This is a genomic window from Parageobacillus sp. NEAU-HV-2 (assembly GCF_059115485.1).
On sequence record NZ_JBXUJJ010000003.1, the window covers coordinates 1 to 24,281 of the forward strand.

Below are 24,281 nucleotides of genomic sequence, written 5' to 3' on the forward strand. Positions count from 1 at the left end.
AAATTCGGTATACTTTTAGACATAGGTAGGGTTCTCCTTTCTCTAAGATTTTTGGCCAAATCAGAGAATACCCTACCTTTTTCTTTTGGTCTAGCCAAATGCTTGACACAAAATTTTATACATCATCAAAGCTGTATATGAAAGTAATGAATATATTCTAATATGGCAAAAATATAAATATATGAATTTTCATCAAGATGGGTTGTTAACACTGAAAATATGCATCTAAAATTAAAAACGATGATCAATCTATACCTACAATTTGACTGCGGCGTTCAAGCAATACCACATCACGCCATACCCCATTTAACTTTCCTATACGTTGTCGTATGCCGACTTTACGAAATCCAACACTTTGATGCAAGCGCAAACTTGGTATGTTTTCAGGGAAAATCCCCGCAGTTAATGTCCAAAATCCTTTTTCCTCTGATTTTTTGATCATGGCTTGTAGAAGTTGTTTTCCAACTCCCTTTCCTCGGCTCACGTCCCGAACATACACACTCACCTCCCCCACCCCTTCATACACACAGCGATCCGATACTTTACTTATCTTACACCATCCTTGAATGCCTTCTTCATCTTCAGCGACTAAACATAAATTTGCGGCAATGGTCGATTCCCATTTTTCGAACGATGGTGCTGTCGTTTCAAACGTTGCTTGTCCTGTCGCAATTCCTTGCTCGTAAATTTCCTTCACTTGCAACCAATCCTCTTTGCGAAAGCGGCGAATGTTCATATGAAAAATCCCTCCTTATTTTCATACAGAAAAGGCACTAGGAATCTCCCCAATGCCTTTTCCATGTAACATTAGCAACACCCACGATGAGATGTAGATGGGCAACATTCACTTTCCATCGTGGCTTTGTCTGCAACATCTTGGCTTTCTTTTATTTCAACAATTTGAATATCGCAGCAACCTTGTTTTTCTTTGGAATTGCCAAATATCATTTTCAAGATGTTCACGTGGAATTCCTCCTTTCTCCTCTTTGATTAAAATGGACGATGATGCAATAGACATTTACGATCCAAAATTCCTTCCTCAATTTCTCGAACAAGGCGTTCTTGCTCTCTGTCTTTCTTCGCCGGTTTTCTGCGCTCGATCGTTATCGTCACGAAAAATAAATGAATCGTCATGAGTATATTTTCATCTCCTCCTTAAATGATTTAGAATAAAAATTCTGATAACATCACCATTGTCATGACAGAACCTATGAACGTAAAGACCAGCTTCTTTCTAAAGATACTGTGTAATCATGTTATCTCCGGTAAGCTTGCACCTGCCGAGCTAATCATCAGCTCCATGACTGGTCCCAATATCATACCCTTTGCAATCATCATCTGTGAGATCGGAATCATCGTGGGAAACGGCTTGCTCAACTATCTTTTCTTCCCCAACGAGTTCCGATCTGTCAAACCACATTTTTTAAGGTTTAATTGCTTTAATGATCGCAGAAACAATGTAATCCGCGATGTTAGCTCCAGGCACCCAATCTTTGATAAACTCCTTCGATTCATCTTTCGGTTCGATGGTGATCTGTGTGAATCCATTCTGTTGTAACATGGATTCCAGCTCTCCAATCGATGCTGCTCCTGATACGCAGCCCGAATACAAGACATCCATATTGTTTTTGATTTCCGGTGGAAGTTCTGCCGTCGCCACAACGTCGGAAATGACAAGGCGTCCTCCTGGTTTCAGCACACGATAGGCTTCTTTGAACACTTGGGGCTTATCTGGGGAAAGATTAATGACGCAATTGGAAATAATGACATCGACCGAACCATCTGCCACCGGTAAATATTCGATCTCTCCTAACCGAAATTCGGTATTGGTAAAGCCCCCCTTGGCAGCATTGTTTCGTGCTTTGCTGATCATTTCTGGCGTCATATCCACACCAATGACGCGCCCGGTTTCTCCGACCTGACGAGCAGCCAAAAAGCAATCGAAACCGGCACCGCAACCAAGATCCAACACCACTTCTCCGGGTTTCAATTCCGCAATTGCTAGCGGGTTGCCGCAACCAAGTCCAAGATTGGCTCCTTCTGGCACGGCAGATAATTCCTCATCCGAGTACCCTAGTTTTGCCGATACCTCATTAGGTGTACCACAACATCCGGAAGAAGCTGAACAACAGCTGCCAGAATTTACTTCCTGCAGCGCAATTTGTTTATAGCGGCTGCGGACATTTTGCCGGATTTGATCGTTATTAACGTGATTCATAAGTTATCACTCCTTAAATGATATAGAATAAAAATCCTGATAACGTTGCCATCGTCATGACAGAACCTACAAACGCAAAGACCAGCTTCTTTCTAAAGATACTGTGTAATAATGTGATCTCCGGTAAGCTTGCCCCTGCTGAGCTAATCATCAGCGCCATGACAGGTCCTAATGCCATGCCTTTTGCAATCAACATTTGCGAAATGGGAATCATCGTGGAAAGACGGATATACAAAGGAATTCCGATGATTGCTGCAAGCGGAACAAGCCACCACTTATCACCTCCCATATAGGTTGAAATCCATTCTGTTGGTACAGTACCATGAATAATGACTCCAATGCCTGCACCCAAAAGCAAATATGGATAAACCGTTTTCATTAAGTGAAAGGTCTCCTGTAAAGCTTCTTTCATGTTTCGTTTTTTTCCGATCTCCACCTCTCCTTTCACCATTACTTGCTTCACTTGATTTTCAAATCCGAGTTTTTCAAGCGTGAAACCAATCAGTATGGATAAAATGGTTGTGATAATGGTATAAGAAATCGCCACTTTTACTCCGAGTGTCGCAGCCATGAGTGTCAATATGGTTGGATCGAGTACAGGGGAAGCAAATAGAAAAATCATCGCAATACCGAAACGGACTTTCTGATTTAAAAGCGATACGACAACCGGGATCGTAGAACAGGAGCAAAACGGTGTCACAAAGGCAAATGCGACGGCAATCAGTGCTCCGAATAACGGATGGCGCTTTGTTAACAAACTTTGCATTTTATCATAAGGAATATATCCTTCTAGAAAGTTAATGACGAACGAAATAGCCAAAAACAAAAGAGTTAATTCTAACGCAATATAGAGAAAGTCTTGAAAAATCGCTATGCTCATTGATTATCTCTCCTTATTTTATTTGCAAATTGCAACTATATGTTTAACAAATAGGCAAGCCTAGATATACTTGCCTCAAAATAACGGTTTACAACATACACTTGATTTTGCCATGCACTCATTCAACAATTTAATCGAACGAATCACGGTTTCTTTCTCAAATTCCGTCATATGCGAAAACACTTCTTCTAGATATCGATTTATTTCTCGATCAATGGTTGTTGCGATAAACTTTCCTTCGGTGGTTAACGATAACGTATATACCCTTCGATCTTCAGGGAGTGGCGTTTTTTTTACTAATCCCTTTTTCACTAAATTTTGAATCTGTCTACTGAACGTTGTAATATCCATTCCCAATACTTCAGCCACTTGTTGCATGGAAGGAGATTCTCTTTTGTCAATTTCATAAAGAATATGGCTTTGAACAAGAGAAATATCTACAGCATCAATCGAACAGCAATTTTTATTTAGAAATCCGAAACGACGTGTCATCACTTGAAACAACTCTCTAATGTTTTCCATTTTTTCACCTCTATAATTATTTATATCACATTATTTGCAAATTGCAACCTTTTTGTTTTAAAAAATAAAAAAATTTTATCGACATGTCTCGTCCTTTGTTTTGTATAAAGTATTTATATCCACTTAAATAAAAAAGCTGACAACTACACGTCGTCAGCTTTCGTCATTAGCTGATTTATTTTAATTTAGATTTAACAACATTGATTTAAACCTAATAAGACGAATTGAACGCCTTCTTCCGTTTCTTCCGCATCGAGTGTAACTCCTTCGATGATAGAAGCTACTTGCTCGTCCATCGCTACCCGAATACCATTAATAATCTCCAACCGATCTGTGATTTGAGGATTATCTAATGATAAACCAAGTTGCGGACCGCAACATCCTGCGCCTTCAAATGTAAAACGTAGTGTATCAACCCCATTTTCTTCCATCACTTTTGTAATAAATGTTTTTGCTTTCTCTGTAATAACCATGGCTTTCTCCCTCTCTTATAATGATTTACTCCAGTCGTGTATTGCACTACCTTCTAAGAAACGTTCACAGTCAAGCGCAGCCATGCAACCTGTCCCTGCTGCGGTAATCGCTTGGCGATACTTATGATCTTGTACGTCTCCACATGCAAACACGCTTGGGATATTCGTTTCTGTGGTACCCGGCTTCACTACGATGTAGCCCATTTCATCTGTTTCCACTTGTCCGTTTAAGAATTCGGTATTTGGACGGTGACCGATAGCTACAAAAATGCCGTCCGCTTCTAATACTTCTTCTTGTCCCGTTTCATTATCACGCACTTTCAGACCTGTTACCTTATTCCCATCTGATATTACTTCTACTGGTGTTTTATTTAAACTCCACGTAATTTTTTCATTGGCTTTTGCTCGATCTTGCATAATTTTTGACGCACGCAGCTCATTTCTGCGATGAACAATGCGAACTTCTGTCGCAAACTTTGTAAGGAAATTTGCTTCTTCCATGGCGGAATCGCCGCCGCCTACCACGATAACCTTTTTGCCGCGATAGAAAAAGCCATCACATGTCGCGCATGTACTAACCCCGCTCCCCATGTTTTCTTTCTCTCCCGGAATACCAAGAAGTTTGGCAGACGCTCCAGTGGCAATGATGATTGCCTCTGTCTCTACTTCTCCCATACCCGTGATGGTTACTTTAAATGGACGTTGAGACAAATCTACTCTTTCCACCCAACCGTTCTTAAATTCCGCACCAAAGCGTTCTGCTTGCTTGCGCATGTTATCCATTAATTCTGGTCCCAAAATCCCTTCTGGAAAGCCCGGAAAGTTTTCTACTTCTGTTGTCATTGTTAACTGCCCACCCGGTTGTAAACCCTCAATGACTAACGGATTCATATTAGCGCGTGCCAAATAAATAGCTGCCGTTAATCCCGCTGGACCTGTTCCTAAAATCATTACTTTACGCATTCGAGTCTCCTCCTGTTGTATCCCAACTTAGATCGTTAATTCTTTAAGTTTTTGATATCCTACTATATCTTCCGACTGCCAAGGAATAATCACACAATGGTTTTGTGACTTCCGTTGTACTTCTTCAATCCACTGAACTTCAGACTGTGCCCGTCCACGCAGAATAGGATCCATTGTATGTGTGGCATAAAAGCTTTGATTAATAACCCACCACTTCGGTTGGATTCCTGCACGCTTTAAGTCATCTTGTAGACGGCTTGCTTCATGAACCGGTGTAGCTTCTGCCAATGTTACAATGACAACACTTGTTTCTTCCGGATTGCGAAGACGTGGTAACAAGTTTTGCACGGATTGAGGTACTTCTCCAGAAGAACGCGCAATTTCTTTATGATAGGCTTGCGCTGCATCCAATAATAGTAACGTATGTCCTGTTGGAGCTGTATCAATGACAACCACTTCTTCATTCGCTTTTTCTACGATATCTGCAAAGGCACGGAATACCGCGATTTCCTCTGTACAAGGGGAACGTAAGTCCTCTTCTAAATAAGCCAATCCTTCCTCATCTACTGTATCTTTTGCTTGGTTGAGGACTTCGTTACGATACTTCTCTACTTCAACTTTTGGATCAATACGGCTAACAGAGATATTTTCATGTTCTCCACACATCACATAATCAATATGAGCAGCCGGATCTGTTGTGGTTAAATGAACACGGTGTCCTTTTTCAGCCAATCCAACCGCAATCGCAGAAGCGACCGTTGTTTTTCCCACGCCGCCTTTACCCATCGTGAAAATGACGCGCTTTCTTGACTCTGATAAGTCATCAATTAACGCTTTTAAAGCCGGGACGTGCAATGACTTTATTTCATCTGCCGATACAACTCTTGTCTGTTCAAAGGTGAATAACTTACGGATGTTTTCTACTCCGGCGATATTAAATGGCACTAACGGAATTTCAAATGTTTGCAATCCTTTTAACTCATTTGGCATCTGTTCCAATGCACGAACTTGTCGAGTAAAGAAAGCAGAAGAAACCTCATCATTTTTCACGAAATCCTTCATCACACCATTAATAAGAAGATACTGATTTTTCAATCCAATCTCTCGTAACTCTTTGGATGCTCGTGCCGCTTCTTGCAGCGGGGAACCGTCGGGACGAGTCACAAGAAGCAGGGTTGTTTTTTCTGGGTTCGTTAGTACCTCTACACTTTGTTCATACATCTCCTTCTTCGCACTTAATCCCGCTAACGGACCTAAACAAGAGGCGCCATGTGTACTTTCTTCTAGAAATCCACTCCATGCAGCAGGCAACTGTAACAATCGCAACGTATGTCCTGTTGGAGCCGTATCAAAAATAATATGATCAAATTGTACAGTAAGTTCCTTGTTCGTCAATAATGTAGAAAACTCATTGAAGGCTGCAATTTCAACGGTACATGCACCTGATAGTTGCTCCTCCATGGAGGCGATAACGGTTTCTGGCAACTTTCCTCTATATGGTCCAATTACTTTTTCTTTATATTCATTTGCCGCTGTTTCCGGATCAAGATTGGCAGCAAATAAATTTGGGACATTCGGAATAGCGGTAGGTTTATTTTGCAGCTCTACTTCAAACACATCTTGTAAATTAGACGCGGGATCTGTGCTTACAAGCAATACTTGTTTTCCCCTATCTGCTAACGCAATAGCCGTTGCACACGCCGTTGATGTTTTCCCTACTCCACCTTTTCCCGTAAAGAATAAAAAGGGAGTGAAATCCATGGATCGAGGGTTAAACAAAGTGGTCATGTCGATTCACTTCTTCCGTTATTTTTTCACATTGAGGCTTAAGCGAACTTTTGGTTTTTGGCTTAATTCTTCTTCTGTCATACCCGTTAATTCTGCTAACTCAGCATTGGTTGGATATCCTTTTTCTTTTATAACTTCACCATCCACTAAAACGACCGGCAGCACATCTGGTCCTTTTTCTGTCAGTAGTTTACGGATGATTTCATTTGCTACAAAAGCATCTGGTTCGCTTCCAAGGTTATAACGTACAATATCAATTCCTTTATTCTTCAAATTGTTAACTGCTATGGAAATACGGATTAATTCCGGGTCTATACTTGGACCACAAATCCCTGTTGGACAGCACATTGCTGGATCAAAGATTTCAATTTTTCTCATGATTTCCCCTCCTGTAAAACCAGCCGAGAAGAATCTTCTCGGCTGTCATTCAGTCTTATTCGCCTGTTTCAGCAAATTTTTTGATGCGCGCGCCGATTTCATCGCGAACACGACGGAATACAGCTAATTTTTCCTCCTCCGTTCCTTCCGCCTTTGCCGGATCATCAAATCCCCAGTGTACGCGTTTCACATTTGGCGGGGTTACCGGGCAATGGTCCGCTGCATGACCACATAATGTTACTACCAAATCAGCTTTATTTAAAATTTCAGGATCAATGACATCCGATGTCTGGTTCGAAATATCAATCCCTACTTCTTTCATGACTTTTACCGCGTTTGGATTTAGTCCATGCGCTTCAATACCGGCACTGTACACTTCCCACTCGTCGCCAAGATATTTTTTTGCCCATCCTTCTGCCATTTGGCTGCGGCAAGAGTTACCTGTGCATAAGAAGTAAATGATCTTTTTGTTTTTCATGTTTCATTCCACCTCTGTTGTTAGTATGATACTGATTCTGTTTTAAAGTATTTTCGTTGAAACCATAGTGCCACGTTGACTAACGCAATCATGACAGGCACTTCCACAAGTGGTCCAATAACAGCTGCAAATGCTGCACCAGAATGGATCCCAAACACACCAACAGCTACGGCAATCGCTAACTCAAAGTTATTACTGCCGGCTGTAAAGGCAAGCGTTGTGGTTACAGGGTAGCTCGCTCCAAATTTCTTCCCTAAGAAGAAGGAAACGAAGAACATCAACACAAAGTAAATCAACAATGGAATGGCAACTCTCACTACATCCAACGGCAAGCTTACAATGACGTCTCCTTTTAAAGAGAACATGACGATAATCGTAAACAATAAAGAAATCAATGTAATCGGGCTGATTTTTGGAATAAATACTTTTTCATACCATTGTCTGCCCTTTGCTTTTACCAACAAAAAGCGCGTCAACATTCCGCCAAGAAACGGAATTCCTAAGTAAATGAACACCGACTTAGCGACTTCCATCATTGTAATATGAACGACAGCACCTTCTAGTCCTAACCATTCTGGAATGATCGTCACAAACACATACGCATAAACAGAGTAAAATAGCATTTGGAATACAGAGTTAAACGCCACCAGTCCAGCTGCGTACTCCCTGTCTCCTTTCGCTAAATCATTCCAGACAATCACCATCGCAATACAACGTGCCAGACCGATTAGGATGAGTCCGACCATGTATTCCGGTTTATCCGGCAAGAATATGATCGCCAACAAAAACATAAGAATCGGTCCAATAATCCAGTTTTGTACGAGCGATAACACTAATACTTTCACATCTTTAAAGACGCGCCCAATCTCCTCATAACGAACTTTTGCTAACGGAGGATACATCATTAAAATTAAGCCAATCGCAATTGGAATTGATGTGGTCCCTACCTGCAAACTGTTCATTCCGTCTACAAAGCCTGGAAAGACAAATCCTAAGCCAATTCCTGCTGCCATAGCAAGGAAAATCCAAAGCGTGAGGTATCGATCCAAAAACGATAGACGTTTTTTCCCCGTATTATTCATTTTTTCCCCCCCTAATAATTTAAATTAGTAGGTTAACAACCGCAACGGAGCGTAGGGTTGGTTTCCTCAATCTTACGAATATTCTCTGTTTGATCTGGAATATGTTGCAGAATATCTTGGATGAAATCATATAACTCATTTTGTGAATTGAGGGAATAATAAATCCACTGTCCCCTCTTATCTTCTTTTACTAATCCTGCATCTTTTAACTTGCGAAGATGCTGACTAATAGCCGGCTGACTCATGTCAAACACCTCAAGAAGCTCGCATACACAACACTCACGTTGTTTTAAAATTGCCATGATCGTTAAACGTGTTTTATCACCAAGCAACTTTAAAACGTGTGATGCTTTTTCTATTTCCACTACTGTCTTTTGCATGGAAACACCTCCTATTCTTTTATGATTATATAGTTATTTACTTATATATATGAGCGAAAATGAAATATGATACTCCTAAATCCCTTTATTTGCAATTTTGTTCCTCTCATACTAAATAATGGTGTCACATCTTTCATATCCACGAAATGGATATTGTAGTATAACCATACTTACTCTTCCCTTTAATAAGTATATAACTACATACTTATATAAAACAAGAGAAAAAAACGACTTTAACATAATCTTTACAATTCAAACGAAAGTGTGAAAGACGGAAGTAAACTTGCCTTATCTCCGCCTCTATTTCTTATTCTTCAGAACGAGAGATTCTCATCCATTTGTTTGATTCGTCTGTTAACTCCATTTCAATATTATGTCCTTCCTCACAGTAGAATGGGAACCAAGAGAGTGATTCTCTCGACTCCGGATGGCTCTTACAAAAAGGGATTACGGATATGAGTGGCAAGCAAATGGAGAAAAGCTTGGCAACAGACAAAGCAATATGTAACCTTTTTGGCATAGGGACTCTCTTATCCCCTGTTTTGGTTTTTTGCGCAATTCCATCATACAGGAAGAGAGTCCCTTTTTTATCTGATTTGCTTTTCTCCTGCTTGATCCCTTCTATCTCCTCCCTCTATAAAGAAGGGAACGAATTTTCTCCCACAAATATTTTATGCATACCGCAAACGATAATGCTTTCCTTGGCATAAAGTAAAATTTTTTATTATGGGCTGGGATTATAAATCGGCTAAAATATCCCCTTCGTTCCGGTTTTTATCAATCTTCAATACTTCATCAGCAGGTAAATACGATTCTCCATACCATTTCTTATCTTTATACGTATGGATCATCTCATATGTTTTTTTCATTCGGTCCAAAATCTTCTCTTCTGATTCTTCTGTTGGCGACCAGTATAAAATCTCCAATTGGGTAATTTTATTTGTGGCGAGGGAGCGGCGGCGGTATCCGATCGATTGAGCATGTTTGAATCCTAATCGTTTGTAAAAGAGCAGACGCTTCTCTGTATCTGAATCATCATAATCAAGCGGCTCAACTTCCAAAATAATCGGTTTTTGTCTTTTCTTTAGCTTTTCAATGAGCTTGCTTCCAAGCCCCTGACCGCGAGCATCTTTTGACACATATAAATAATCGATAAAAATAAAATCATCTGTTTCTGCGTACATTAATACATAGTTCGGACCTTCTTCTTTATGATAAATATCGCCGCGTTCCTTAAGCAATGCTTCAATATGTTCCTTTGACTTCATTTCTTCGACGGGAAAATATTGGCTTAACTTTTCGTACCAGTTCATATTTGGCCTCCTTATGAAATTGTTATGACCGAAAAAGCTATTTTTAATATGTCCCGTCAAAAATTCTTTTAAACAAAAGAGAATTCTGATACATATCTAATTGAGAGGCGAAAAAGTATAACTCTAATTGACAGAGGAGACACACCATAGACTACACCCTACAGGAGAAAAAACGCAGAATATCTGATTTCCTGCCTTCCAAGTTAATCACATCATCTACTCCCCAAGGAGCACCCGGGATGATATCATTCTTTTAATTACACCTAAATATATAGAATATTTTTTACTAAACTCTCCTATACTTCAACAAAAAAGCATTACCTCCTGCTTGTTGAAGTAATGCTCCTGTAAATAAATTGTATTTAAAGTTTACAACTGCAATTTTATTATAAAACCATGTGTTTCTATATAAATGGAACATTTGTAACGATATGACTACTCTCCAAAAAAACGACCAACGATTACTGGTTGTTTTTAGATTATTCTAGAATATCCGTTTTTTCAAAGGTTGGATAATGATAGTAGCCATGGACTTTTTGTGTTTTTTCGTCCACATAGAAAATAGAATAGCCTTTTATAGCAGCTTGTTCATCATATTCCACAAAGACGATAATTCCTTTATATTTTTTTATCCCATCAATATCTATATCATCTAATTGCGTTCCATCTTCCGTTAAGGTTGCGGTAAACTGATAATGGTCAGGGAAGGCTATATCATATCGGTACATTGTTTTCTCGTCCAACGCACTAACGACTTTCACTCCTGTAACCTTTAAGAACACTTCCACTTCCTCTTTACTCATGCCTTGATGAAGAGTGCTTTTCACTTGGTCATAAGTGAGCGCTGTGTTCGTTTGCTTCGGCTCATTGGTAGATGAGTTTGTATTTTGATTAGTCGCATTTTTGAATTGTTGTGGCTGTTTTGAACCGATCGGGGATTGTGCAGGCTGCTTTGAAGCAACAGTAACGTTGCCTTCTTTTGCTGTTGGATGTAGCGTTTTGTCAGCAGGAGCGGCAGCAGCCTTGTCATATTTTTGCGATTGTGTGTTTTGCTGTGGGATATCTTTTTTCTGACTAGCAATGTTTCCGCTCTGAACAGTCTCTGCTTCAACTTGATTTCCTTCTCGATGTACCATTTCTTCTGACGAGCAGGAACTTAACAACAACAGAAGAAATAAAAGAAAAGCCGTGAATAATTGTTTTTGCATACGATATGATCACCACCTGTTATACTGTATTCGACGTAAAATACTTTTGTACCTCTAACTTCATTTATTGTTTTTTGGCTTTAACAGCTCTTCAGAAGTTTGTTCTTAATTTGTTGATTTTTTAGCTTTTATATTTTCTCCGCAATGATGAAAAATCTATGTGATTTAAATTGAACAAACCTTTTTTTCTGTATTTCAAGATGAATTTGGTAAAGTTGATCAAAATATTTTTCAACTGTGAAATCCGGAATTTGCCACAGGATAGCTTTTAAATAATAAACAATAGCACCAACGTCATAAAACCTTGTGTACGGAAACTGTTCCATTTTCTTCAAAATTTTAAATCCCGCATTCACTAATTCGTTAACAGCATAATTTAAATTCCAATGCGAGTAGCCGAAATCTTTGTCAGCTCCCAGCATATCATTTAATTCTAAATTGTCATACCCGCCTACCTGCTGAGTGATGAATTGGCCATTTGGTTTTAATATCCGATGCAGTTCCGCTGCTGAAAAAGATTCATGCTTGTTAATAATTAATTCAAATAGCGGCGATTGAACCATTTCGTTCTGTTTTCACTTTGTTCATATGTTCATCTAGGTATTCAATTGTTCATCTAACATAAAATTTCAACGTATTTCTAAACCTAATTTAGTAGCACAAAATGAAAGGAATATTTGTTAAAAATTTTGAAAATTACATATAACAAGTTTATCAAAATAAAAATTATGGTATAATGTGAAAAAATATCCAAAAAGGAGTGATGGGATGAAAAAAACGAGAATATCCATTTTATTTTTAATATTATCTCTGTTTTTTATTTCTCCTTTTACAACATTGGCAAAGGATAATCAAGATGTCTTAGGAGCACTCGATGAAAAGTTAAAGAAAGATTTTGCTGATTACAGAGGCCATTCAGTGGAATTAATTGATAGCCTAAAAACTTCTACTGAAGTAACTGAAGGAGATGCAAAAGAAACATTCGAGTAATATTGGCACAGGCGAAAAAAGTGGAAGTTAGGGATAGCATCTTTTATTTTGATGTAAAACAGATATATTATTATGATTTGGATCACAAAAAGCTGATTGATTCGGGGTCAGTAAGAAAAAACGAACAAATAAAAAAATTTGTTAATAAATACAAAAAAGAGGTTGGAAAACAGTTCAATGTTTTTTCGTTAACCATTTTTATGATAGCGCTTTTTACTACTATTACAGCTCCACCACTTTTAGGATTTTTATTCAAAAAGGATTCTTCGTCTTTATCGTATAGGTTACAATTCCAGTACACCAATAGTGAAGTATTTAAAAATTAAGCTAAAATAAGCTAGCGTGTGCTAGCTTATTATTTTGTCTCCTCTTTTTCAAATTTTTTTGGCATATGTTCCTTCTCGTAAGCATCGTCTTCTGCATTATCTCTAATCGTTTTCTGAAGCACAAACGAAGACATGATTAAAAAGCAGGCGCATACCGCATAATATCCTTTCTCGACTAGAGGCGCATCCATATTGTATAATCCAATGAACATAAAGGCGCATGATAGAACAAAAGATGCCCAAGCCAAAAACGTAAATGCCTGTGTGTTGCGGCGGCGGTAATTCATGACTCCATCTCCTCTCCCATACAGCCTTTTTATCTTTTATTTACAATAATGTCCTAGATTACTAATATTATTCGCTCTAACTCTTGTAACCGTCAAGTAAAATTTAACAATTTTTGCTTATTAATTTTGAATAATTTCATCACCGGAAATCGGAATTTTTTTCTTGATGCTAATATTACAACCGCTAATTCCGCATCTTTATCCCCATCTAAGTCTGCCAATAATATTACAGGTGGTTTATTCGGTTTTATCAGTCTCAGAAGCTCTGACATAGGAGGTAAAAAACTCTTAATAACATCAAAGACATGCACAAACACATTATATGTAAATACTGCATGTACACATTCCATGTAACCAAACGTCCGCAATGGATTTTTGGAATAGAAAACGCACCGAAAGAAGAAGTGTTGCATTTAGTGAAACGTTGTTAAAAAATGTAAGAACAGACGTTTGTGTGCCCACTTTTTTAACAACTAACCATTTTATAAATAATAAAGGACAATCATACAAGCTTTTCAAAAAAAATCCCATAGGATAAATAACAGAATATAAGAAGGGATGATGATACTTTGAACGTAGAAGGAAAACATATCATCATTGATGCATTTGAGTGTGATTCGTCTCTTTTAAATAACAGGACATATTTAGAACAATTGCTTACAAAAGCGGCACAAAATGCAGGCATGGAGGTTTTATATTCTTATTTTTACCAATTCATCCCACAAGGAATAACAGGAATGCTTATTTTATCCACTTCGCATATATCCATTCATACATGGCCTGAGGAAGGATATGCATCGTTAGATTTTTATACGTGTGGGGAGCAAGACCCTATAGATCAAGTTGAATCTCTGTTAAAAGGAATTTCTTCAAAAAGAGCGATGATTTACTCCATTTCCCGCGGAGCGGCACAACCTCAACGAATTTTGCATAAAGAAATGGCACCTTTTGATTCTTCGAAAGGAGATGATAGCTTCACATGAACTTAAGAAAACAAAAGACAAAACCTTGGTTTTCTCCGGAATATAACCGCCTGTCACATTCCTCTTCCGCTTCTTTAACACCGCGAGTAGACAGTAGTAATGGGATTGTTCGCGGAGACAAATGGGACCAAATCGGATTGCAAGAGCTTTTAAACGTCAAGCATAGAAGCTTATTTAAAGAAAAAAGTGCGTTTCAAAACATCCAGATTATTGAAGCAACCGATTTAAGAATGTATTTAGACCAGCAACTGCAGTTTAGTTCCTTAGATGAACGAATTTACCATGAAGCGCTTGTACACCCCGCCTTTACTCTTACTTCCAATCATGAACGAGTGCTTATTTTAGGCGGGGGTGACGGTCTGGCGTTAAGAGAAGTGCTCAAATACGACGATGTGAAACATGTTGACCTTGTTGATTTAGACCCGTTAGTATTAGATGCTGCTAAGAATGTCAGAAGCTTAGCAGCCCTTAATCAATACTCGCTCTATGATTCCCGTGTAACCGTTCATCCTCAAGATGCCGTAGAATTTCTCGCTTCTAATCGTTCTCCTTATCATATCATTATCGTCGATTTTCCTGATCCAACAGATCAAACGATTAGCGATCTTTATACAACCGAATTTTACTCCCTCCTAAAACGTTCTCTTGCTGATGACGGAGTGTTTGTTTGTCAATCCAATTCCCCTGAAGATACGCCAATTGTCTTTTGGAGCATCGGAAAAACGATTGAAAGCGCAGGGTTTCAAACGCTTAGCTATCACACTATTATTCCGTCTTTTGGAGATTGGGGTTTTCATATAGGGGCAAAAAAGCCTATCTCGTGGGGGAACAAGCGCGTTCAAGTACCGTGCCGCACTTTGCCTGCTAATCTTAAAAAATTGTCCTATTTCCCTCGTAAAATTTTGGCGAGGAAAGACCTGGCTATCGTGAATTCAAAGAGAAACTCCGTATTGCACAAGATATTTAAAAAGGAAAATTTATATTTGTGAGTAAAATATTCAAAAAAGGAGTTGGCCAAAAAAAGATTTGTTTTTGGCCAACTGTTTTTTTTTGTTCCTCTAACGGAAGATCGAGAAAAAAGTTGTTTAAAAACCCTCTGCTATTTAACTGCTTCTCGTCGTCAACGCTCGTTTGACGCATAAAGCGTTTACTTTAAAATTATCAGCTCTACAGGACCATGATCATCACAATGTCCATTATGTACGTGATGCAGACGTCCATTTACAAGATAGTCATAATGGTCACCATGGGGTACCATTTCATGGCCACAGTCTTCATCATGGTTACAGCCGCAATCAATTGGTTTGCAAATATCAGGATTGGTTTCACTAACTTCGATTTTACATTCATCCCAATGGCCTTGATGCTCATGGTGTAAATGACCATTATGAAGATAATCGATATGATTGCCATGACGAATTTTGGTATGGCCACATGCGATGCTATGTTGATGTTGATGATTCTCATGAGATTTGTGTTCCATATAAATGACTCCTTTCAGTGTTTCATTTAGTTTGTTATATAGCGCACCTTTAGTATGTTTCTGATCACGTTTTTTTAAACATGCAAATTCTGTATTCGACTACATCACCTGTTAAAATTACGTTTCGTAAAGCTGATTATTTAGAACATAGTTTTATTTTAAAATTACAAAAAGGTAGTGAATGGCAGCATTTATCTCCCTGTTTTATTCAACTAGTGATTTTTAACTTTTTTCAGTGTTTAAAGAAAATTTCTGAAATTTCGTGGTGAAAAGCAAGATGATAGCTTAAGAGTGTGATTTGACGATGAAAGAAAAGCAACACCGAAATGATGGCGTTGCTTTCAAATACGTTGGCTTTTGTTCAGGCCTTGTTAAGAATGATATCCTTATCAAAATCCCTTAATATTTAGCGAGTACTTCAGTCTCATTTATACGTTCGCGTTCAATGTATGCATATTTTCCATAGGCAGGCTTTTCCGTAAGCTTTTCAAGCGGGATGATCTCTGTTTGTTGAATATCCATCTCAAAACCTAATTTTTCACTTAATTCATGTTTAATAGTAGAAATGATGTTTTCTCCCGCTGGCTCAATGAACTGGCATAGAAATTGTACTCGATCACCTGAAGTTTTTATTTTCCACATAAACGGAACCTTACTAAGTGTATAAACAGCTTCCTGCAATTCATAAAAACTTACCGACTTGTTTTGATATTCTATTACATCTTCTTTTCGACCATAGTGAATCATAATTGGCTCCGTTTTTTTACAATTACATTGTGCCCCATCAATCAATTTAATGATATCTTGATTCGCATATCGCAAAAGCGGCATTCCTTCCCTCGCGGAAGAAATCACGCAATTCCCTTTTATTCCATTTTCAACAGGAATCCCCCACTCATCTACTACTTCGATCTTTACATTTGGGTGGTCAATATGGTAATGCCCATTTTCGCATGTCATAAATAATCCACCCGTCTCAGTGCTTCCAAACAACAAGTGAACCGGAACTCCCCACATTTTTTCAATGTATTTTTTTCTTGCCGGTGAAACGAGCTCGCCTGCTAAAAGCAATGCCCGCAACCCTTTGGTAGGAAAACGAACTCCCATTTGCATACTGACATGGTATAACTTCTCAGCTTCGGATGGAAGCAGTGTCAAAATCGTAGGGTGCGTTCGTTCCATTATTTCTACAACCCGTCTATCAGGAGTCACCATGCTTGCTTTATCAACACCGATATGAACTGCTCCGACCTTTTGTGCTGCCCAATACACAATAAAAGCAGGAATTGCCATCGCAAAAGGGAACCGATTTAAGACAATATCATGTTCATTTAAATTCAAAGAAGATTGAAGAACTACCTGAGCTTCCTGTTCGATATCTTTATGACTGAACCAACTTGGAGTCGGCGTACCAGTTGTTCCGCTTGTCTCATGATAAGTCGCAACCTGATGTAAGGGCACACCTAGTACATCATATGTATCTGCATTTCTAAGATCATCTTTCGTTGTAAAAGGAATACTGTTCCAGTCTTCCAGATTAATATTTTTTAACTTTTTTTGGTATAGCTTGGACCGCATTGCAGCCTCAATGAACCGTTGATTTTGCATAAGTATTCTCCTCCTGTTGATTTGCATTATTTACTTTTTGATGCAAATGATGAGCGGAAGAAAGGATCGCATTGGCTGCTGTGATTAATTCATCAAACAGTTCATTCATATTTTGTATTTTTTCTACTCCGCCTTTTTGAACATTTTTGGTAAACTCTGTAATCTTTCTAATTTCGTCAGAGCTTGCTGAAAGTTGCTGAACAGCAGCTGAAACCTCTATGATTTGTTGCAAAACATTGTCCATGTCTGATTGGATCACTTCAAAAGCGCGTTTTGCGTCATTTACGATACGAATACCATTTGTCACTTCTGCTTTTCCTTCGTTCATATATTCCACGGATTTTGAAATATTTTCTTGGATGGAAGAAACAATTTCGCTAATTTGATTCGTTGATGCAGTCGCCTCTTCAGACAGTTTTCTTACTTCATCGGCAACTACCGCAAAACCTCTCCCATGCTCTCCGGCTCGAGCTGCTTCAATCGCTGCGTTTAACGCCAATAAGTTGGTTTGATTTGAAATTTCCGTAATGGTATTGACTATATTTCCAATCTCCCGAGAATGCTTAGACAAATCAGTAATCACTTGTGAAAGATTTTCCACTTTTTGATGAATCGATTCCATTTGACCAATTACCGTTTCAATTGCCTTAAATCCGTCCGCAACAGCCTGTAAGGTTGTCGTTGACGTATTGGATACGTTTTGGGCATTTGAGGCGATTTGCTGGATGCCAGATGAAATATCCATCATGGCTTCGGTGCTTCTTTCTACATTTTCGGATTGAATGTTAGCTCCTTTCAAAATATCCGTCGCTACTTTGGATATATTTTCCATATTCTCGCAAAGTGTTTGCAGAGAATCTTTTAATTCTTCGGCATCATGTTCAAGGCTTTGGAAGAAAACCATCACTTCATCTTTCTCATTAGATAAAGCTTGTTCTTCTTCACTAATTTGCTTTGATTCAACTGAAAACTTTCGATTAAAAAGAACAGCAGTAACTAAAACAGAAATAAAAGAAGATAAGATAGCAGATCCAATCAACCAATGAAAAGAATGTTTTACGAAATAAAGCAATAAAAGAACAGTAGGTAATAAAAACGAAATACTTAAAAGCCCATTCATTTTAATCTTCACACTCATGCAATTACTCCCTTTCTGTTTTTTAGTAAACGTATCGTTATATGCCTAAAAGTGAAACTTTTCCCCAAATATTTTTTATCTTCCAAGTTGTACAAAATCAGGACTTTGAAACCTCCTAAACTAAAAGGTCTTTCACCATAAGAAAATCCATCCTTTGTAAAACAAAAAATCCCTCACATAAACATGAAGGGATATAAGCCTACTGGCTGGCATGGCCTACATTGCCTTTAAACTTTGTAAACTTCCGTCACTCCGTTTCGAAAATGGTATGTTTAATATTTTTTCATACTTAATATCGGACTTAGGAATTATATTTATATAGGAAAAACATCCTATTTTTGACACTACCTGTTCATATATGATAAATAAAAGAGCTGAATTAGTCATAACCCAGCTCTTTTATTCTTTATATAAAAGTATAAGAACCAAACTGCATGGTTTTGTTCATCTGCTGCTGCACGACGAAAAACTTCTTTTATATATGGATTATTCGTCTCCTCAGCAATATCTAGGTAAAAATCAACAGTTTCTTGTTCATCTTCCAAGGCATATTCTAATCCCTTAATGTAGGTATTAGGACATTCCTCAGTAACTTTTACATTAGGCTGCATACCTGTCAGACTTACATATATTCGTGTAAATCGTTGATAATGTTTCATTTCATCATCACGAATTTCAAGAATTTGAACCCTTTCCTTATCCGTAGGAGCCATTTTTGCTAATTTGGCATAACATTGAATGGCGCTATATTGTCCATTTATTGCCTTTTCAATGTCACGTATTAATTTGTCTGACTGTCTGTTAAGGTTAGTGTAGTTGTAAAAATATGGATACATTATAGATCCCCCCCGGTTTTTGTTTATCTTCATATTATGATGAATATAACATTGGGTGCATGTTTTACGGTCCCTTTCCTTTTCCCCTCGACTATCCATTTTGTCAAATTAGCATTTCTTAAGCGGAGCTCTTTATATAAAGCCTTGAAAAAAATACCTTATAATAGAATATAATCCCAAATATAGTAAACAAAACTTTGGAAAATGCACTGATTACTATTTAGATGGAGGTGTCATAATGAGCATCGGGCAGGAATACTTAAAGGTCGTAAGAAAACAGTTTTTGGAGATGAAAATGACAGCGGAACGCGCTATGGAACAATTGTCCGACGATGAACTTTTTTATCGTTTGAACGAAGAATCCAATAGTATTGCCATCATTGTCAAACATATGAGCGGCAATATGATTTCCCGCTGGACTGACTTTTTCCATTCAGACGGAGAAAAACCGAATCGCCACCGCGATGCGGAATTCATCAACGATTGGAGCACTCGGGAAGAAGTTCTCGCCTGCTGGGAAAAAGGGTGGAGCACATTTTTCACTACATTAAATGAAATTACTGAAAATGACCTGTTAAAAACCGTGACGATTCGAAATGAACCACATTCCGTCATTCAAGCCATCGAGCGGCAAATGTACCATTACTCCTATCATGTCGGGCAAATTGTTTATATCGCGAAACAAATTAAGTCTACAGGCTGGAAAACATTGACGATACCAAGAAACAAATAAATCTAAGGATGGTTTTTGGTTATTGTAGAGAAAGGCAATAGGAATTTTCCTGATGCCTTTCTGACGAAATTAACCATCACAATGAGATATAGATGAATAACATTCAAAGAAAAAACTGCCTGTTTTTTGGCAGTTTTTTCGATACTCCTTCCGTCGTCAATCAACTGTGGGAACAACTATTCCCCGTCTACGCAAACCGCTTGATTCGTTCCCCGATTTCATCGCGAACACGCTGGAATACAGACCATTTTTCTTCTTCTGTTCCTTCTGCTTTTGCCGGATCATCAAATCCCCAGTGTACGCGTTTCACGTGTGATGGTGTTGCTGGGCAATGGTCCGCCGCATGACCACATAATGTCACAACGAGATCCGCTTTATTTAAAATTTCCGGATCAATGACATCCGATGTCTGATTCGAAATATCAATCCCTACTTCTTTCATGGCTTTCACCGCGTTTGGATTTAATCCGTGAGCTTCGATGCCAGCTCTATAAACTTCCCACTCGTCTCCAAGATATTTTTTTGCCCATCCTTCTGCCATTTGACTGCGGCAAGAGTTTCCTGTGCATAAGAAGTAAATGATCTTTTTGTTTTTCATGTTTCATTCCACCTCTGTTGTTAGTATGATACTGATTCTGTTTTAAAGTATTTTCGTTGAAACCATAATGCCACGTTGACCAACGCAATCATGACAGGCACTTCCACAAGTGGTCCAATAACAGCTGCAAACGCTGCACCAGAATGAATCCCAAACACGCCAACAGCTACGGCAATCGCTACCTCAAAGTTATTACTGCCAGCCGTAAAAGCAAGTGTGGTGGCGACAGGATAGCTCGCCCCAATTTTCTTCCCTAAGAAGAAGGAAACGAAAAACATCAACACAAAGTGTGTGAAAGAACAAGATCCACTTTAAAGTCATATTTAGCAAAACATCCGCATATCGTACATTAGCTTATCTAAATCGAGAGGTGAAGCCACATGTGGAGTCCATCTAACATGCCGGGGCATTTTGCTGAAGACAGAACAAGAGCTATGCTTTTACCACCAGAACAATTTGCAGACCCGCCAGAGTCTCTTTCAGAAAAAATGTTTATTGAACGCTCCCTTACTGAAAATAAATTTTGGCTTCGTATTATGAAGGAGCATGCATTGTTTCTAGGGGATGGTATGAATAGAAATGATAAAGATTTAATTCAACAAACAGAACGTTTCTACCACTATTTTGAACAACAAGAAAAAAGGGCGCATCAAACCCCAGAATCAGTTACAGCAGTTAGAAAACTTAATGAGGATAGTATCCAGTTGGTATATGGATTTAGAAATTTCAAAAGAAATCTTCTCATTCTTATTATAAATGGAAAAGTTCAAGGTTTTAATTTTCCTCTCCTTGTTGACCATATTGCTCGTGAAGCAGAGTATTTTATGAATAGTCTTCAAAAATTTAACAATGGCATATTAGAGCCTATTCAAGATGCCATTATCCATGAGAATGTGTTTTGGCTGCGCATTATGATGGAACATTCCCGTTTTATCGCTTCATTACTAGATCAATCTGAAAGAAATTTGGTAGCTACTGCACGAAAATTTGGTGACGATTTTGAAACTCTGTTAAACCAAGCTAGGGACGTTGAATCCATGCTTTATCAAAAGAAACCGACCTATCCGATCATCGGAAAGATGAATAAGGATAGTGAAAGCGCAACCGAAGAATTAAGAAACTTCAAGAAAGCGGGGCTTGAGCTAATTAAACATTCCCAGATTCGAAGCGTTATTAATCCATTACTCGCTGACCACGTTGTTCGCGAAGCTGAACACTTTTTATTCATGATTCGTGTTCTTGAAGAACGGTTAAAACAAAAACAGAAAGAGACAAACATGTGAAAAAGAGATGCAATTTGGTATTATCCCCTACAAGTAGACAGCAAAAAAAGAGGACATTTGATATGATGTTCTTAAGTGTCTACTTGGGAGGGGATTTTTTATGGCGAAAAAAGGACAAACTTTTAACACCTGTTCCAAAAGAGCTGAAACGGAAAAAATGCGAACTCCCTTGTTCAGGTCATATCAAGACAAGATACTATTACTTGTGCGACATCTCCACGTGGGATATCTCTTCCTGCAATGTTTTCAAAATGCTCAGCGATTTTCACTAGGCGGTTCAAAACTTAGATACCCCGGACCAACAATGGCATATGTTAATGCGCTTCTAATGAACCTCTCCCACCTACACTCTGTTTAGAGGTGGGAGACTTCTCGGTAAATATGTTAAATATAGATTTAACCGCTATTTACGAACGTAAAATTATACATAATTTTAGTATAATTATGCATAATTTCAACTTTTTATGAAAAAGATTCGTGTCGAAAAATAAATATTTATGTCAAAAAAACACTAATCATTCATACTTAACATCTGACAATCCTTTTTTTACAATATTAAATGTTGGAATCATTAAAAAATTTTGTCATGTAAAGGAGGGTGTGAATATGTTCCTCGATATTGTAAAAAACGTTCTATTAAATTTATTCTTCATTCTGATCCCAGTTTTCATTCTTGCATTATGGCTTGAGGAAAGAAACGCACCTGAAAAAACAAGGAAGTACATTTTAGCACTTGCTTCCGCTGTGATCATCGTTCTTTGCATGACATTCCCTATCAATGCCAACATCGATACAGAATATTTTTTTGACTTACATCAAGTTCCCCTTTGGTTAGGAAGTTTATATAAAGGACCGATCGCCAGCCTTTTTCTTTGTATAGTGACGATTGGCTATCGCTCTTTTTTTGGCGGAAAAGAATTGATGCTGACCTCTATTATATCGATCTTCATTATGCTCACCAGCATTGCCTTATCGAAAAAATTTTTGGCCTTGTCTTCAAAACAGCGCATTTTACTTGCTTTTCTATTATCAACTGTTTCCGAGATGCTCATGGTCGTTTTGATCCAATCATTTTATCACACATTGCCGGCTTCTTCAGCGCTTTGGTTCTACTTGCCTGTTCAGCCAATCAGTATGATTTTAACATGCTATCTTAAAGAAGTTTTATATAAAAACAGCGTATTAAGAAAACGGATTATCCGCGCGGAAAAAATGGAAGTGGTTAGCCACCTAGCTGCTTCCATTTCCCATGAAGTGCGTAACCCACTAACAATCGCGCGAGGGTTTATGCAATTACTGGAGCAAAGTCATTTAGCGCAAGAAAAGCGGAAACAATACATTAGCATTGCCATCGAAGAATTAGATCGCGCTGAAGCGATTATCACTGATTATCTTACATTCGCCAAACCTGCTCCAGAAAGTGTAGAAAATCTAAATGTGAAAACAGAAATTGAACGAGTCATCGATATTGTACGTCCACTTGCAAACATGAATAGTGTTGCAGTTCAAGCATCACTCATTCCTTGTAATGTCAAAGGGGAACGCCAAAAGCTTCAACAATGCATACTCAATATAATAAAGAACGCTATTGAAGCAATGCCAAATGGCGGCACACTCAAAGTTTACATTTCTATCGAAAAAGATCAGGTGCTTATCCGCATCTCGGATACAGGGGTCGGAATGACAAAAGAGCAAATCGAACGCCTTGGAGAACCATATTTTACAACAAAAGGAAGAAGAGGTACCGGGCTTGGAATGATGGTCGTCTATCGAATTATCGAATCGATGGGTGGAACGATCCAAATTGCAAGCGAAGTCAACAAGGGCACGCAAGTATCATTATATCTTCCGCTCGCACAATCTCTGCACACCCCATCTGTTGAGCAAAACCGAAACATCTCGGTCGCTTCACGAGACGAAACACGAATTAGAAAAATGATCCCAAACATAAAAATTACGGTAGATTAGATTAGTCTTATTTTGCACTTTTAAATGCAAGGATGCCGAACATAAATCGTTCGAATTTACCCAAGGTAATAAACTAATTGTTCAATTTCGTTGAGACTCGGGGAGAATTAGGGTCAATCGAAACATGAGACCTTATCTCCTTCTTAGTATGACCAATTGAGTGTTAAAACTCTTCCTCATTTAAGATTCATAGTATAGTATCAATAATAACCGACTTACCTCCTCTATTTTTCACCTAGAATAAGCAGTAAGTCCTTCATTTAAACAACTAAACAACAAAACAATCATCATCCTTCTATACCTAATTTTTATTATATTAAACTTAAAAAAGACCAATGACCTTCAGAAGAAGATCAAACGATCTT

28 protein-coding genes and 2 pseudogenes are annotated in these 24,281 nt (G+C 38.3%); 6 read left to right on the top strand and 24 right to left on the bottom strand.

Going from position 1 to position 24,281, the window contains the following annotated elements; all coding sequences use genetic code 11:
- Positions 1-244: 244 nt before the first annotated feature.
- From AC1WMD_RS06130 to AC1WMD_RS06210, 17 genes and pseudogenes are all read right to left on the bottom strand, one after another.
- The gene (locus AC1WMD_RS06130) at positions 245-736 is read right to left on the bottom strand and encodes a phosphinothricin acetyltransferase (protein WP_494256320.1); all 492 of its coding nucleotides are present in this window, start codon (positions 734-736) and stop codon (positions 245-247) included.
- Positions 737-807: 71 nt separating this feature from the next.
- Entirely contained in the window at positions 808-963 is a 156-nt protein-coding gene (locus tag AC1WMD_RS06135; protein WP_494256322.1) for a hypothetical protein, read from the bottom strand.
- 27 nt (positions 964-990) lie between these two features.
- A complete protein-coding gene (locus AC1WMD_RS06140; RefSeq protein WP_088124148.1) occupies positions 991-1,134 on the bottom strand; it encodes a YrzI family small protein in 144 nt (47 codons plus the stop codon).
- A 30-nt stretch (positions 1,135-1,164) separates the two neighbouring features.
- Positions 1,165-1,359, bottom strand: a pseudogene (locus AC1WMD_RS06145) (permease); the annotation flags it as partial.
- Between the two features lie 64 nt (positions 1,360-1,423).
- Positions 1,424-2,218 (bottom strand): arsenite methyltransferase, encoded by a 795-nt coding sequence (locus AC1WMD_RS06150; RefSeq protein WP_494256324.1) that lies wholly within the window; start codon positions 2,216-2,218, stop codon positions 1,424-1,426.
- Positions 2,219-2,231: 13 nt separating this feature from the next.
- Entirely contained in the window at positions 2,232-3,098 is an 867-nt protein-coding gene (locus tag AC1WMD_RS06155; RefSeq protein ID WP_043904799.1) for a permease, read from the bottom strand.
- Between the two features lie 75 nt (positions 3,099-3,173).
- Positions 3,174-3,620 carry a MarR family winged helix-turn-helix transcriptional regulator gene (locus AC1WMD_RS06160; protein WP_043904800.1) on the bottom strand — a complete coding sequence of 149 codons (447 nt, stop codon included), beginning with the start codon at positions 3,618-3,620 and terminating at the stop codon, positions 3,174-3,176.
- 191 nt (positions 3,621-3,811) lie between these two features.
- Positions 3,812-4,093 carry an adhesin gene (locus AC1WMD_RS06165; protein ID WP_043904801.1) on the bottom strand — a complete coding sequence of 94 codons (282 nt, stop codon included), beginning with the start codon at positions 4,091-4,093 and terminating at the stop codon, positions 3,812-3,814.
- Positions 4,094-4,108: 15 nt separating this feature from the next.
- Positions 4,109-5,056, bottom strand: coding sequence for a thioredoxin-disulfide reductase (trxB, locus tag AC1WMD_RS06170; protein ID WP_043904802.1), 948 nt, complete (start codon positions 5,054-5,056; stop codon positions 4,109-4,111).
- Between the two features lie 27 nt (positions 5,057-5,083).
- Positions 5,084-6,844 carry an arsenical pump-driving ATPase gene (arsA, locus tag AC1WMD_RS06175; protein ID WP_494256328.1) on the bottom strand — a complete coding sequence of 587 codons (1,761 nt, stop codon included), beginning with the start codon at positions 6,842-6,844 and terminating at the stop codon, positions 5,084-5,086.
- An 18-nt stretch (positions 6,845-6,862) separates the two neighbouring features.
- Positions 6,863-7,222 carry an arsenite efflux transporter metallochaperone ArsD gene (gene arsD, locus AC1WMD_RS06180; RefSeq protein ID WP_043904804.1) on the bottom strand — a complete coding sequence of 120 codons (360 nt, stop codon included), beginning with the start codon at positions 7,220-7,222 and terminating at the stop codon, positions 6,863-6,865.
- A 55-nt stretch (positions 7,223-7,277) separates the two neighbouring features.
- The gene (gene arsC, locus AC1WMD_RS06185) at positions 7,278-7,700 is read right to left on the bottom strand and encodes an arsenate reductase (thioredoxin) (protein WP_043904805.1); all 423 of its coding nucleotides are present in this window, start codon (positions 7,698-7,700) and stop codon (positions 7,278-7,280) included.
- A 20-nt stretch (positions 7,701-7,720) separates the two neighbouring features.
- Positions 7,721-8,782 carry an ACR3 family arsenite efflux transporter gene (gene arsB, locus AC1WMD_RS06190; RefSeq protein ID WP_043904806.1) on the bottom strand — a complete coding sequence of 354 codons (1,062 nt, stop codon included), beginning with the start codon at positions 8,780-8,782 and terminating at the stop codon, positions 7,721-7,723.
- A gap of 32 nt (positions 8,783-8,814) precedes the next feature.
- Positions 8,815-9,162, bottom strand: a complete 348-nt coding sequence (locus AC1WMD_RS06195; RefSeq protein WP_011230091.1) for an ArsR/SmtB family transcription factor — start codon at positions 9,160-9,162, stop codon at positions 8,815-8,817.
- A gap of 737 nt (positions 9,163-9,899) precedes the next feature.
- A complete protein-coding gene (locus AC1WMD_RS06200) occupies positions 9,900-10,475 on the bottom strand; it encodes a GNAT family N-acetyltransferase (RefSeq protein WP_043904808.1) in 576 nt (191 codons plus the stop codon).
- Between the two features lie 479 nt (positions 10,476-10,954).
- Positions 10,955-11,683, bottom strand: coding sequence for a hypothetical protein (locus AC1WMD_RS06205; RefSeq protein WP_043904809.1), 729 nt, complete (start codon positions 11,681-11,683; stop codon positions 10,955-10,957).
- A 128-nt stretch (positions 11,684-11,811) separates the two neighbouring features.
- Positions 11,812-12,246, bottom strand: a complete 435-nt coding sequence (locus AC1WMD_RS06210) for an SAM-dependent methyltransferase (protein ID WP_494256331.1) — start codon at positions 12,244-12,246, stop codon at positions 11,812-11,814.
- Between the two features lie 205 nt (positions 12,247-12,451).
- On the opposite strand from AC1WMD_RS06210, the gene AC1WMD_RS06215 reads away from it, so the two are divergent.
- Positions 12,452-12,673 carry a hypothetical protein gene (locus AC1WMD_RS06215; protein ID WP_494256332.1) on the top strand — a complete coding sequence of 74 codons (222 nt, stop codon included), beginning with the start codon at positions 12,452-12,454 and terminating at the stop codon, positions 12,671-12,673.
- A 355-nt stretch (positions 12,674-13,028) separates the two neighbouring features.
- Here the strand turns inward: AC1WMD_RS06215 and AC1WMD_RS06220 are convergent, their stop codons facing one another.
- Positions 13,029-13,286, bottom strand: a complete 258-nt coding sequence (locus AC1WMD_RS06220) for a YiaA/YiaB family inner membrane protein (protein ID WP_043904811.1) — start codon at positions 13,284-13,286, stop codon at positions 13,029-13,031.
- 569 nt (positions 13,287-13,855) lie between these two features.
- On the opposite strand from AC1WMD_RS06220, the gene speD reads away from it, so the two are divergent.
- Both speD and AC1WMD_RS06230 read left to right on the top strand, forming a co-directional pair.
- Positions 13,856-14,269 (top strand): adenosylmethionine decarboxylase, encoded by a 414-nt coding sequence (speD, locus tag AC1WMD_RS06225; protein ID WP_043904813.1) that lies wholly within the window; start codon positions 13,856-13,858, stop codon positions 14,267-14,269.
- Positions 14,266-15,258, top strand: coding sequence for a spermine/spermidine synthase domain-containing protein (locus tag AC1WMD_RS06230; protein WP_494256334.1), 993 nt, complete (start codon positions 14,266-14,268; stop codon positions 15,256-15,258). Before speD ends, AC1WMD_RS06230 begins: the two co-directional genes overlap by 4 nt.
- 158 nt (positions 15,259-15,416) lie before the next feature.
- Here the strand turns inward: AC1WMD_RS06230 and AC1WMD_RS06235 are convergent, their stop codons facing one another.
- The 4 genes from AC1WMD_RS06235 to AC1WMD_RS06250 form a co-directional block, all read right to left on the bottom strand.
- Complete coding sequence (locus AC1WMD_RS06235; protein ID WP_494256336.1) at positions 15,417-15,752, bottom strand: hypothetical protein; 336 nt, start codon at positions 15,750-15,752, stop codon at positions 15,417-15,419.
- A 399-nt stretch (positions 15,753-16,151) separates the two neighbouring features.
- On the bottom strand, positions 16,152-17,360 hold the full coding sequence (locus tag AC1WMD_RS06240) for a phenylacetate--CoA ligase family protein (RefSeq protein ID WP_494256338.1): 1,209 nt from the start codon (positions 17,358-17,360) through the stop codon (positions 16,152-16,154).
- Entirely contained in the window at positions 17,338-18,498 is a 1,161-nt protein-coding gene (locus tag AC1WMD_RS06245; protein ID WP_052351480.1) for a methyl-accepting chemotaxis protein, read from the bottom strand. The genes AC1WMD_RS06240 and AC1WMD_RS06245 overlap by 23 nt, the downstream gene beginning before the upstream one ends.
- Positions 18,499-18,881: 383 nt before the next feature.
- Positions 18,882-19,334: a ferritin-like domain-containing protein gene (locus AC1WMD_RS06250; RefSeq protein WP_043904816.1), complete on the bottom strand. Its 453-nt coding sequence runs from the start codon at positions 19,332-19,334 to the stop codon at positions 18,882-18,884.
- A gap of 238 nt (positions 19,335-19,572) precedes the next feature.
- Between AC1WMD_RS06250 and AC1WMD_RS06255 the strand changes: the two genes are divergently transcribed.
- Positions 19,573-20,067, top strand: coding sequence for a DUF1572 domain-containing protein (locus AC1WMD_RS06255; RefSeq protein ID WP_043904817.1), 495 nt, complete (start codon positions 19,573-19,575; stop codon positions 20,065-20,067).
- A 187-nt stretch (positions 20,068-20,254) separates the two neighbouring features.
- Here AC1WMD_RS06255 and arsC (AC1WMD_RS06260) read toward each other — a convergent pair whose 3' ends face one another.
- A complete protein-coding gene (gene arsC / locus AC1WMD_RS06260) occupies positions 20,255-20,665 on the bottom strand; it encodes an arsenate reductase (thioredoxin) (protein WP_494256341.1) in 411 nt (136 codons plus the stop codon).
- Between the two features lie 20 nt (positions 20,666-20,685).
- Positions 20,686-20,955 (bottom strand): annotated as a pseudogene (locus tag AC1WMD_RS06265) (arsenic resistance protein); the annotation flags it as partial.
- A 108-nt stretch (positions 20,956-21,063) separates the two neighbouring features.
- Here AC1WMD_RS06265 and AC1WMD_RS06270 point away from each other — a divergent pair.
- Positions 21,064-21,948, top strand: a complete 885-nt coding sequence (locus tag AC1WMD_RS06270) for a DUF2935 domain-containing protein (RefSeq protein WP_494256343.1) — start codon at positions 21,064-21,066, stop codon at positions 21,946-21,948.
- Positions 21,949-22,554: 606 nt separating this feature from the next.
- On the top strand, positions 22,555-23,916 hold the full coding sequence (locus AC1WMD_RS06275) for a sensor histidine kinase (protein ID WP_494256345.1): 1,362 nt from the start codon (positions 22,555-22,557) through the stop codon (positions 23,914-23,916).
- Positions 23,917-24,281 lie beyond the last annotated feature (365 nt).

Excerpts from the sequence above, each read along its gene's own strand:
- AC1WMD_RS06205 (WP_043904809.1), bottom strand. The coding sequence starts at position 11,683 with ATGCAAAAACAATTATTCACGGCTTTTCTTTTATTTCTTCTGTTGTTG.
- arsC (WP_494256341.1), bottom strand. The coding sequence starts at position 20,665 with ATGAAAAACAAAAAGATCATTTACTTCTTATGCACAGGAAACTCTTGC.
- arsB (WP_043904806.1), bottom strand. The coding sequence starts at position 8,782 with ATGAATAATACGGGGAAAAAACGTCTATCGTTTTTGGATCGATACCTC.
- arsC (WP_043904805.1), bottom strand. The coding sequence starts at position 7,700 with ATGAAAAACAAAAAGATCATTTACTTCTTATGCACAGGTAACTCTTGC.
- AC1WMD_RS06160 (WP_043904800.1), bottom strand. The coding sequence starts at position 3,620 with ATGGAAAACATTAGAGAGTTGTTTCAAGTGATGACACGTCGTTTCGGA.
- AC1WMD_RS06250 (WP_043904816.1), bottom strand. The coding sequence starts at position 19,334 with ATGTATCCATATTTTTACAACTACACTAACCTTAACAGACAGTCAGAC.
- AC1WMD_RS06210 (WP_494256331.1), bottom strand. The coding sequence starts at position 12,246 with ATGGTTCAATCGCCGCTATTTGAATTAATTATTAACAAGCATGAATCT.
- AC1WMD_RS06270 (WP_494256343.1), top strand. The coding sequence starts at position 21,064 with ATGCCGGGGCATTTTGCTGAAGACAGAACAAGAGCTATGCTTTTACCA.
- AC1WMD_RS06140 (WP_088124148.1), bottom strand. The coding sequence starts at position 1,134 with ATGACGATTCATTTATTTTTCGTGACGATAACGATCGAGCGCAGAAAA.
- AC1WMD_RS06220 (WP_043904811.1), bottom strand. The coding sequence starts at position 13,286 with ATGAATTACCGCCGCCGCAACACACAGGCATTTACGTTTTTGGCTTGG.
- AC1WMD_RS06200 (WP_043904808.1), bottom strand. The coding sequence starts at position 10,475 with ATGAACTGGTACGAAAAGTTAAGCCAATATTTTCCCGTCGAAGAAATG.
- AC1WMD_RS06215 (WP_494256332.1), top strand. The coding sequence starts at position 12,452 with ATGAAAAAAACGAGAATATCCATTTTATTTTTAATATTATCTCTGTTT.
- AC1WMD_RS06130 (WP_494256320.1), bottom strand. The coding sequence starts at position 736 with ATGAACATTCGCCGCTTTCGCAAAGAGGATTGGTTGCAAGTGAAGGAA.
- trxB (WP_043904802.1), bottom strand. The coding sequence starts at position 5,056 with ATGCGTAAAGTAATGATTTTAGGAACAGGTCCAGCGGGATTAACGGCA.
- AC1WMD_RS06195 (WP_011230091.1), bottom strand. The coding sequence starts at position 9,162 with ATGCAAAAGACAGTAGTGGAAATAGAAAAAGCATCACACGTTTTAAAG.
- AC1WMD_RS06255 (WP_043904817.1), top strand. The coding sequence starts at position 19,573 with ATGAGCATCGGGCAGGAATACTTAAAGGTCGTAAGAAAACAGTTTTTG.
- AC1WMD_RS06275 (WP_494256345.1), top strand. The coding sequence starts at position 22,555 with ATGTTCCTCGATATTGTAAAAAACGTTCTATTAAATTTATTCTTCATT.
- AC1WMD_RS06230 (WP_494256334.1), top strand. The coding sequence starts at position 14,266 with ATGAACTTAAGAAAACAAAAGACAAAACCTTGGTTTTCTCCGGAATAT.
- AC1WMD_RS06150 (WP_494256324.1), bottom strand. The coding sequence starts at position 2,218 with ATGAATCACGTTAATAACGATCAAATCCGGCAAAATGTCCGCAGCCGC.
- AC1WMD_RS06235 (WP_494256336.1), bottom strand. The coding sequence starts at position 15,752 with ATGGAACACAAATCTCATGAGAATCATCAACATCAACATAGCATCGCA.
- AC1WMD_RS06165 (WP_043904801.1), bottom strand. The coding sequence starts at position 4,093 with ATGGTTATTACAGAGAAAGCAAAAACATTTATTACAAAAGTGATGGAA.
- AC1WMD_RS06155 (WP_043904799.1), bottom strand. The coding sequence starts at position 3,098 with ATGAGCATAGCGATTTTTCAAGACTTTCTCTATATTGCGTTAGAATTA.
- AC1WMD_RS06240 (WP_494256338.1), bottom strand. The coding sequence starts at position 17,360 with ATGCAAAATCAACGGTTCATTGAGGCTGCAATGCGGTCCAAGCTATAC.
- AC1WMD_RS06245 (WP_052351480.1), bottom strand. The coding sequence starts at position 18,498 with ATGAGTGTGAAGATTAAAATGAATGGGCTTTTAAGTATTTCGTTTTTA.
- arsD (WP_043904804.1), bottom strand. The coding sequence starts at position 7,222 with ATGAGAAAAATTGAAATCTTTGATCCAGCAATGTGCTGTCCAACAGGG.
- arsA (WP_494256328.1), bottom strand. The coding sequence starts at position 6,844 with ATGACCACTTTGTTTAACCCTCGATCCATGGATTTCACTCCCTTTTTA.